The sequence below is a fragment of the Patescibacteria group bacterium genome (genome assembly GCA_027858235.1).
GTDB lineage: Bacteria > Patescibacteriota > Patescibacteriia > Patescibacteriales > BM507 > BM507.
Genome location: JAQIDC010000016.1, coordinates 42,147 through 52,555, shown reverse-complemented (window position 1 = coordinate 52,555; position 10,409 = coordinate 42,147). Strand labels below are relative to the sequence as shown.

At 36.2% G+C, this 10,409-nt stretch carries 5 protein-coding genes; all 5 read left to right on the top strand.

Annotated features, from left to right (window positions below; genetic code table 11):
* The first annotated feature begins 189 nt into the window (after nt 1-189).
* The 5 genes from PF572_01240 (at nt 190) to PF572_01220 (ending at nt 10,406) form a co-directional block, all read left to right on the top strand.
* A complete protein-coding gene (locus PF572_01240; protein ID MDA3839690.1) occupies nt 190-774 on the top strand; it encodes a signal peptidase I in 585 nt (194 codons plus the stop codon).
* Between the two features lie 79 nt (nt 775-853).
* Nucleotides 854-2,833, top strand: a complete 1,980-nt coding sequence (locus PF572_01235; GenBank protein ID MDA3839689.1) for a lamin tail domain-containing protein — start codon at nt 854-856, stop codon at nt 2,831-2,833.
* Nucleotides 2,834-2,845: 12 nt separating this feature from the next.
* Entirely contained in the window at nt 2,846-3,889 is a 1,044-nt protein-coding gene (locus tag PF572_01230; GenBank protein MDA3839688.1) for a DUF11 domain-containing protein, read from the top strand.
* A gap of 130 nt (nt 3,890-4,019) precedes the next feature.
* Complete coding sequence (locus PF572_01225) at nt 4,020-5,111, top strand: hypothetical protein (GenBank protein ID MDA3839687.1); 1,092 nt, start codon at nt 4,020-4,022, stop codon at nt 5,109-5,111.
* 84 nt (nt 5,112-5,195) lie between these two features.
* The gene (locus PF572_01220; protein MDA3839686.1) at nt 5,196-10,406 is read left to right on the top strand and encodes a lamin tail domain-containing protein; all 5,211 of its coding nucleotides are present in this window, start codon (nt 5,196-5,198) and stop codon (nt 10,404-10,406) included.
* Nucleotides 10,407-10,409 lie beyond the last annotated feature (3 nt).

The following is a 10,409-nucleotide window of genomic DNA, read 5'->3' as shown; positions in this document are numbered from 1 at the left end:
TAATAGAAAAACACACCCCGTCAGCAAAGCTGCCACCCCTACCCCAGGGTACCTTCTCTCTCCCGAGGTCGATTCACCTCGTCGAGAGGGGAGTAGAAAATTCTGGATCCCCAGTCAAGCTGAGGATGACAGGGGGGTGAGGAGATCGCCACGTCGCTAGCGCTCCTCGCGATGACAAATAGATAATTTATGAAAAAAGTTCTAAAGACAATTCAAGTAGTATTTTTTTCACTGATAGTAGTTATCGGTGTAGTGCTTCTTGTGTCAATTTTGCCTATTACCGGGAACCTCAAAGTGTTTGTGGTTCTTTCTGGTTCAATGGAACCGGCGATAAAGACTGGGAGTGTGATTGTCGCTAAACCAGTTGCTGATTATAAAATTGGAGATATTATTACTTTTGGGAAAAATACAAGAACCGAAACTCCAACAACTCACAGAATAGTTGAAATATTAAATGATGATGGAGATATAAGTTATACAACGAAGGGTGACGCTAATAATGCAGCAGATAATAATAAAATTGCCAAAGATAAGGTTATTGGAAAAGTATTTTTAGATGTTCCATATCTTGGGTATGCTATTAGTACGGCTAAAAAGCCCTATGGTTTTTTGTTTTTAATAGTTGTACCAGCTTTAATTATAGTTTATGGAGAAGGTGAGAAGATCTGGAAAGAAGCTCAGAAAATAAGAAAAGGTAAAAATCCATCCAGGTCTCTTCGAGACGAGACGGATGAATCGCTCTCACGCGATTCAGATGAAAATGTAAAAGAATAATCCATCCAGGTCTCTTCGAGACGAGACGGATGAATCGCTCTCACGCGATTCAGATGAAAAAGATAATTCAAAATAGAATATGAAAGTAGACGGGAATAAAAAATTGAATTGTAGTAAAAGAAAAAGTTTGAATACTTTGGAGTTTTCTATTTCCGAAAGAGTTAGTGGTTTGATGGAGGCTAGGGAGGTTCAGAAAAATATTCATATAAAAAACAACGAAGATTTAAAAATTATAATTCCTGCAAGAATAGAGTCAAACATAAATCAAGGAATAGAAATGAAAAATCTCATTCATGGTGTTGCTAAGGCATATTTTAGAATGATGACAAAAACAGTAGCTATGTTTTTGATGGTTGCGATAAATTGGGTTGCTTTATCAAATATTGGTAATACAATTTCTTATTTTAGTGATATTGAAGAATCAAAAGATAATTATATTGCAGCTGCTAACTTAAATTTTGATCTATATTCTCAAGACAATTTTTTCCCAGCAGTTACCCCAGACATGAGCACTGAACGTGAAATAGTTGTTCAGAATGGCGGTGAGTTGGATATGGACTACAAGGGTAGTATTGATTTTGAAGATGAGAGTGAAATATTGTGCAGTGAGCTTTATTTGGAAATGAAAATGAATGGACTGACTATTTATGATGGGATGCTTGCCGATTTTGAGTTGTACGGTTTGAATATGAATTCAGAGGATAGCGATACGTTTTCATTTGAGGTAAATATAAATAGTGATGATAATATATATTGGTCAAAAACATGTGAATTCGATTTTGTTTTTACGGGTGACCAAGAAGAGGTAAGTGGATTTAGTGATAGAGAGGTTATTTCAAATATTGTTCTTAGTGGTGTTTGGGAGATTCCTCCAGAAATTGGAGAAGGAGATGTTGTGATAAACGAAATTATGTGGATGGGAAGTGAAGATGATGCTGGTACAAAACACAGTGGTGATGAATGGATAGAGCTTCGAAATATGACAGATCATGAAATAAATATTGGAATATGGGAAATCGATGAGCTAAGAACAGGGGGCAGAACATATATGATACCAGCCAGCAGGAGAATTCCAGCTAATGGATACTTCTTGATTGCAAGCCACCCAGGGAAAAGCCATCATTCAGATATTGCAGTTCCGATGAATCAACCAAATTCTAGCCTAGACTATATTGATGATTATAGTGAAAATGGACAAATTGTTTTGAAGGATAGTGATGGAAATATTATTGATAGTACACCTGTTCCAGGATCTAGTGATTGGCCAGTAGGGGTAAATGAGGTTGGAGAAAAATGGTCAATGGAGAGAAATTTGACACCTGGTGATGGCGGTGATGTTGAAAGTTGGCATACATGTGACCCGAGTATAATGACTTCAACTGATTTAGAAACAATGCAATCTTATTGGAATGTAGACGCTCAACTTTATAACTGTGGAACGCCTGGACATATTAATTTATCAAAAAATGATCCAAGTGCGGATGATTATGAGCCCCTTCTATTAAGACAGACAGCAGTAGAACTTCCCGTAGCTGAAGAAACTCCAGTAGATGGTGATGGCGAAGATGAACAGAATAAACAAGAAGATGAAGAGGGAGAAGCAGTGGGCGAAGAAAAAGAGGAAGGAGAGGATGAGGAAAATCTATCGCAAGAACTCGCAGAGGAACAACCAGCAGATGAATTATCTACTGAGGATCCTTCTGATACTCCAGAAGAAGAAACCTCGAGTGAGGAAACTACGGGTGAAGAAGATGAAGAAGAACACACCCCGCCCCCTAGGCACCCCTCTCAAGAGGGGAATATAGAAGGTGGTGAAGAAACTGACGAAGGTGACGAAGGTGAAGGAGTTGAAGAAGGTGAAGGAGTTGAAGAAGGTGATGGAGCTGAAGAAGGTGATGGAGCGTCGATAGAAGAACCTGTAGACAAATTATCTACTGAGGAGCCTGCTGATACTTCTGAAAAACAAACTCCGGCAGACGAAACCCCAGAAGAAAAACCAGCACCTGCACCGGAAGAAGCTGTTGAACCAACACCACCAACACCAGTTGATGTAGAATAATATCTAAATAAAATGAAAATATTTAAAAATACAATTAAATTTTCAGTAATAAGCTCAATATTATTTTTGGGAGTATTTTTGTTTTCACAACAAGTCTTAGCTCAGAGTGGTGGTGTTGAAATTATTTTTGAAAGTAAGCCGTTGTTTAGTGATTTAAATATTTTACCTGGTGATGAAAGTACCAAATGGGTTAGTGTTAAAAACAATGAAGCAGAAGATTTAAATGTAAAAGTAGAAGTTGATTCTTATTGGGACGATGACTCATTGGCAAAACAAATGAGAATTGTTATTAATTCTGGTGTCGATATTTACTATGATGAAACCTTGGAGCAATTTTTTAGTGACGGAGAAGCTAGCCTTTCCAGTGTTTTAGCAGGTTCAAAAAAAGTATATGATTCTACAATAAGTTTCCTGGATGCGACTGGAAATGATTATCAAGGTAAATCATTAGAATTTAATATTTCCATTTCTGCAGTAAGTGAATCAGGTGAGACCCAAAAGGTTTCTTCTACTGGAAGTAGGGGAACACTATTTACTCAGAAAGAAGATCTTCCGCTCGTATTGGGAGAAGAGGGAGAACCAGAATTACTTATTGAAAAGAAATCATCAATTTACCTTGTTGAATCCGGTGATCAAGTCGAATATACTATTAATATTGAAAATATAGGTAATCTCGCAGCTTACGGCGTAATTTTGAATGATACTTTGCCAGAAGGTTTTTCTTTTTCAAGTACGGGAAGTAATGAAAAAGTATGGAATCTTGGCAATGTTTATACTGATGAATTCAAAACTATTACATATTTAGTTGATGTTTCTGATGGTGTTTCAGCTGGAATATATACAAATGTAGCCAGTGTTCTAGCATCGAACCATGAAAAGATAGAAACTAGCTCAAATGTTGAAGTTGAGCTTGAAAATGTAAAAGTTCTAGGAATAGAATATGAACTTCCTGCGACTGGCTTTAGATTTTCAGAATTTTTAATATTAATTTCAGCATTTTTTACTTTTTACTTTCTTGCGATATATTTTAAAAGAAATGTAGAGAAGAATAGTTAATTTTGCTATAATAATAACATATAAATTCTTAATGAATTTTTAATGTTATAATGATATATATAATATATAGATTATGAATAATACGAAGCTGTCACCAGTAAAAAACACTAATTTTTTTAAATACAAAACAATGAAGTATGTAAAATTGTTATCTGTGTTTATGCTGGTTTTTTTCTTGTCTGGATGCTCTGATTCTATAAAATTTGAAAGGGGAGATCAAAAAGATGATTTTTGTGGACCACATATAAACTTTCAATATTGTAAATGTGCTAATCATGGAGAATATTGTGAAAGTATTGGGATGAGCAGGGGGGAGGCAAAAGACTATGTTGACGGGGAATATGATGAATGGGTCGAAGAAGAAAGAGTTATTTTTGAAGAAGATTGTTACGGTGATGGGGGAATTTACAAAAAAGGAAAGTGCACATATTGTGATGATGATGAGATTGCTCTTAATAATGAATGCGTAAAATACGATGAAATAGATGAGTTGGTTGATGATGAGGATGAAGAACTAGCGGAGGGTGACTGTAAATACGATAGTGATTGTGATCCAATTTGTGAAGGTGAAACTGCTTGGAAAATGGGTTGTAATCCAAGAGAAAATGAATGTGTAAAAACTTTTGATACTGATTGTAGCACAGATATAGAAAATTTTGGTGGTTCAGAAGTCTCAAAAACATGCTCGGAGGGAGTCTGTGTTCGCGATGAAGCTGCGATTGCAGAATTAAGAGCAAAACTTGAAGCAGAAAAGAGGCTTTGGATAGACACTACGAATGCCATTAACGGCACCAGACTAGAGCTGAGTACCGCAATGCTTGAATCTAATAAACAGTGTCTTAGTGGACTTGCTGATATGACAAATTTGCTAATATTCGAAGGAGCAACGCGAATGGCCTCTGTTTTAGCTGGGGGAATTCCTGATGTAGCAAAGATGACAGCTAGCACTGCTGAACATGCCGCTGGTTTAATGCTTGAGAATATGAAAGCTTTGGCTGGGTCTGTCTCTGATTATACAGGGCATGTAGTAAATAAGGTTTATGCTTATGGTCAAGGAGCTCCTGCCGAGGAAGAGCAAAAACTAAAACCTCATGAATTTATAAAGCTAAATTGTGATTTATATCAATATTTCAAGGCGATGATAGCGGAAAGCGATGTTGAATTAGAATTGGCACTTGAACAAGCAAGGAAAGTTGATGCGCAGCTACAAAGTTTACCGTAACTTTATTAAAACCAGATTGACTTTTAGTAAATCTTTGCTAATATTAAGAATATCTTATTAAAAATTATAAATAAATTTAAAATTATGTCTGGGAAATTTAACTTTTCAAACAAAAAGGGGGACTCTTTTATGAAATGGCTGGTTTACTTCGTTATGTTTAATATGGTCTTCAGTCAATTCTTTATTTTTGGAGCTAATTTTGCTAGTGCAGATAGTTCTGGATCTATTTGGACAACCACTAGTGATTGTGGTGCTCCACAAAATGTAAATCATTATGAAGTTGATGATAATGTTTATATAAATGGTGCTGGTTTCTCAAGTAGTTCAAGCTATTCATGGAACATTACTGCTGTTCCTGCTGACAAAAACACCGCTGTTGCTGAGGGTGACTATGATACAGATGGTGATGGTAACTTTTGTTTTTTAGCACACACTATTAAAAGCGGAGAGTCAGGAGTTTATAAGGCTAATTATAACAACAAGCAGGATACTTATAGTGTCGGTGATGGAGTTTTTTCCCCAGAAGAAGGTGATGTTATTGTTTCTGAAATAATGCCAAATCCGAATGCGGTTGATGATGATTCTGGCGAATGGTTTGAAATTTATAATACTACAAATGAAGATTTTAATTTAAAAGGTTGTCTAGCAACAGACTATGATAACGATGATTTTTATGTTGAAAATGATCTAATAATATTGTCTGGTGAATATTTAGTTTTTGGGATAAATGGAACCAGTGGCGAAAATGGAGGTGTAACAGTTGATTATGAATACGATGATTTTAATCTTAATAATACTTCGGCAGATAAGATATTGATTGAATGTGGTGATGTTGAAATTGATAAGGTTGCATTTGATCAAAATTGGCCTTTTGGTGTTGGTGTATCAATGCTTTTGAATGACTATTCTGACAATGATGATAAAAATAATTGGTGTGAATCAACTAGTTCTTATGGTGATGGAGATCTAGGAACTCCAGGCGCTGTGAATGATACTTGTGAACCTGTTTATTGTAGTGATGATACTGGTTGTTCGTATGAAGAATTCTGTGATAGCGGTGTTTGTGAAATAATTCCTGCTGTTTGTGCTGACGACGATGATGATGGCTATTCAGTTGAAGGTGGTGATTGTGGGATGATTGATTGCGATGATGGTGATAGTTCTGTAAATCCAGGCCAAAAAGAGATTTGCGGCGATGAAATTGATCAGGATTGTGATGGTTCAGATTTGGTTTGTTCTGATACTGGTACTGGATGTAAGTTAGAATTAATAAAAACAGCACAACAAAGCACTGTTTACGCTGGAGGGGAAATTATTTATGATTTAACACTTGAAAATACTGGAGACACGAATTGTACAGGCGGAGGTGTTAAGTTGACCGATGAATTTGACTTAAATACTATTTATGTAGATTCGAGTGCAAGCGATTCAGGTGACTCTGTAACAGTAATTAATAATGTTTCTAGCACTCAGATTGAATGGAATTTTGGAATTTTAGTGCCAGGTGCAACAGGAACAGCTGAATTAATCATGGAAGTTTCAGAAAATGTTCAATGTGGAGATTTGATTGTAAATAAAGCTAAATACTGGTCAACCGAAACTGGTTATGGAGATTATGTTAGCGCGACTGTTGAAGTTCTATGTGATGCAGAAGTTTGTGGAGATGATGATGTTGTTGTTATTCCTGGATATATTAATTATGTGGATATTGGTTTAAGTATTTCTGAATCAGCCTATATTTTAGATGATTGGAGTGATATATGGACATGGGGTGGTACTTACGGTGGAGGAAGTAGTGATGGATCATTCAGATTGTTAATGGGTCCTGGAGATGGTTGTGGTTCTGGATATGAGTCTGCTTCAATAACTTTTGATGTTGGAGATAAATATGTTGACAATATTGTTTTTGAACATCTTGACGGTGCAGTTGATGATAGTTTTGATATTTATATAAATAATTCAGTAATTGGTCATTATACAGGTGGACAAAATTCAGGTGAATCCTGGGTGGAAAGCGAATATGGTTTTCCAGGAGTGACCGGAGAAGTAGTGGTTAAATTTGTAGCTACGGAGCCAAATAATAGTTGGTGTGATGATTGGGGACAGGTAGCTTTTTCTTGGCTAGGACTTGAAGGATATGATTGTAATGATGCACCAGAAGATGTTTGTGGCGACGGAACTGTAGATAACGAGGAGCAATGTGATGGTGGTGATTTGTGTGGCGATGATTGTCAGTTTGTATTTTGTGGTGACGATGTTGTAAACCAAGAGTGGGAGGAATGTGATGGCGCCGATGTTGATAGTGGTTTAACCTGTAATGAAATGTGTCAAATAGTAGAAGACAACACTTGTTCAGATTTGGTTTTAGCTCGTGTTAATGTTGAGGATGTTAATGATACAGGTAATGGTGAAATGAATGATAGAGTCTATTTAGGATCTGATTCTTATTATATTCCAGGTGGCGCTTGGTTTGCACTTTACTTAGACGAAAATTATATTAGCGATTCTAATATGTACGAAAATGTTCCAGGTCTTGCGGTTCAGAGAACTGATGGGAGCGTTAGGGCAGTAATGCATACCACTTTGACTCAATCTGATTCTGAAGATATTCGAGGAGATCTTGAATTCTATAACGCAAACACAGGAGACTGGGGGGAAGATTCTTTAAATCCTTTAGAGGGTGTTGATGAGTTAGGACTTGATGGTGACACGATAGTCGATTTCTACATGTGGGCAAATACTGGTGATGATGGATTTTATGCTGATTGGAGTATAATTGAAGATTGTGGATGTGAGATTGGGCCGGTTGCTTTATTGAATCCTTCATTCGAGAATCAAGTTGAAAAATTTCCTAAAGGCTGGGGTGTTTATGTAAGTGATAAAATTGATTGGAATATTAGTTGGATTTATCTAAGTGAACTAACTCCAAAATTAGAACTCCAATATGGTGTAAATTCTTGGGCAACCTCAGACCCTGTTAATGATTTTAATTATGCAGAGCTTGATTCAGACGGGCATGGCGATGAAGAAGCTTCGGTTGTTATAGATCAAGATGTTAATACATTTATCGGTGCTGAATATTTATTGACTTTTGATTTTTCGCCTAGGCCGAACGTTGATGTTAATATTTTAGAGGTGTATTTAAATGGAACATTAGCTGGAACGTATAGTGAAGATGGTAGTAATAATACTAATACTGTATGGGAATCAGAAGAAATCACCTTCATGGCTGATTCAGCTGTAACAAAAATAGCATTTGCTGATGGAGGTGATCGTGAAGATTCTAATAAACTTGGAACATTTATTGATAACGTTGAATTAGAAATCATTGATTGCATCGCAAACTTTTGTGGTGATGGAATATTGGATAATGGAGAACAATGCGATATTGACGATGACCTATGTAGTGATGATTGTCAATTAATTTTTTGTGGAGACGGTATTGCAAATCAAGACTGGGAAGAGTGTGATGGAGATGATGGATTAGACCAAGGCGCGGTATGTACTGATAAGTGTACGATTGAAGGATCTCAGGATTGTTCAGATTTAGTTTTAGCTCGAGTTAATATTAAAGAAGATGAAGGAGTCAAAAATTTTGAAGGGGAGTTTAGTGATATGAGCTCAGATATATATCTTGGATCAGATTGGTATCATATTCCTCAAGGAACTTGGTTTGCTTTATATAGTGGTAATTATGGTTTTTATGAAGATTCTGCCATGGATGAAAGTCCAGAATATGAAGATGTCCCTGGTTTGGCAGTTGAAAGATCAGAAGGAAATGTAAGAGCTTTGTTATATGGTTCTCATGTGAATGATGAAAATGGTGATAAAGAGCATGTTTATGGGAACATTGAGTTTTACAATGCTAGCATTTTAAACCTAGGCGACGATGATACAAGTAAATATCCAGGAGAAAATAAACTAGAAAATGGATTTGATAAAACTGGAACTTCGACTGATTTAGGAGATCCTAATTACGATGCAGGGAATGATGAGGTGTGGGTAGAGGATGGTAAATCATTTTTCTGGTTAACAACTACTACAGCTGATGATGGTTATTATACTGGATGGGAAATTATAGAAGATTGTGGTTGTGATAATGTTATTGATGGATACAAGAAACAACATTTTGAAGAATGGGAAGAAATGGGGGATGGTCAAGACGACTGGAGTACTGGAGGTTGGGTAATTGAGCTTTACGATGATAGTGATAATTTAATTGCAACAACAGTAACCGAAATGAATGGTTATTATAGCTTTGATGCTCGTTGTGATAATGAAACATATATCGTAAAAGAACAAATGAAAGATGGTTGGAAACAGATTGTCCCAAGTAGTGGTTATTTTGAAGTTGCTTTTCCTTTAGTACCAGAGACAATCTACACAATCGCAGTCCAACAAACATTGGATGATAGTATCCTAGTAGATGTATTCGTTGAGAATGACTTTGTAAATAGACCTATGGTTTGTGGTCATAAATATGATAGTGGAAACGGTAATATTCCTAAAGAAGGATGGGGGATTGAAATTGAGAGGATTGCAGAATTTACTGTTGCAAGTGTGGATTATGAATCATTCACAGTATCAACAACCACGGATATTGATGGTGGATATTGTTTTGAAGTAGAACCTGGTACATACAAAATAATAGAAGAAGATAGAAGTGGATGGGTATCTCAAGATGGAATAACTTCATATGAAGTTGATTTTGTTGGGAATGAACCTATTTTTAGAGATTTTTATAATTATGAAGAAGGAAGTAGTAATCATTCATCAAGCAGAAGGTCTTCTTCATGGATTCCAATAACAACCTATGTAGAAGAGACACCTATTGTTAAAGGTGAAGAAGGTGCTCCATTCTTGGGAATTAGCATTGATCCTGAATTAGCTACTGCTAGGCCAGGTGATAAAAATGTTAAATTTAGTATCACAGTTTCAAATATGGGTAATATTGATGCTATTAATTCAGAACTAAAAGTAGTTCTTCCAGATGGTCTTAGTTACAATGATCCTGCAGTCTCTGGAACATGGGCATTAGGAGATATTGCAGCTGGAGATGATGTGGTAATTGATATGTATGTTGATGTTTCTGAAACATCAGAAATTCAGACATATTCAATTGCAGCAACAGCGAAAGCAGACAACAATGCCGAAGTTTCAGCTCCTGCTAGTGTGGAAGTTGAAATACCAATGGTTCTTGCTGAAACTGGATTTAGTTTCCTTGAATTTATTTATCTGATGTTTGCATTATTTATGACCTCAGCATCAGCCCTATACTTAAGAAAAACTTCATAAATA

Bases quoted from the DNA above. Each gene is read 5' to 3' on its own strand.
- PF572_01235 (MDA3839689.1), top strand. From the start codon at position 854: ATGAAAGTAGACGGGAATAAAAAATTGAATTGTAGTAAAAGAAAAAGT.
- PF572_01230 (MDA3839688.1), top strand. From the start codon at position 2,846: ATGAAAATATTTAAAAATACAATTAAATTTTCAGTAATAAGCTCAATA.
- PF572_01225 (MDA3839687.1), top strand. From the start codon at position 4,020: ATGAAGTATGTAAAATTGTTATCTGTGTTTATGCTGGTTTTTTTCTTG.
- PF572_01240 (MDA3839690.1), top strand. From the start codon at position 190: ATGAAAAAAGTTCTAAAGACAATTCAAGTAGTATTTTTTTCACTGATA.
- PF572_01220 (MDA3839686.1), top strand. From the start codon at position 5,196: ATGTCTGGGAAATTTAACTTTTCAAACAAAAAGGGGGACTCTTTTATG.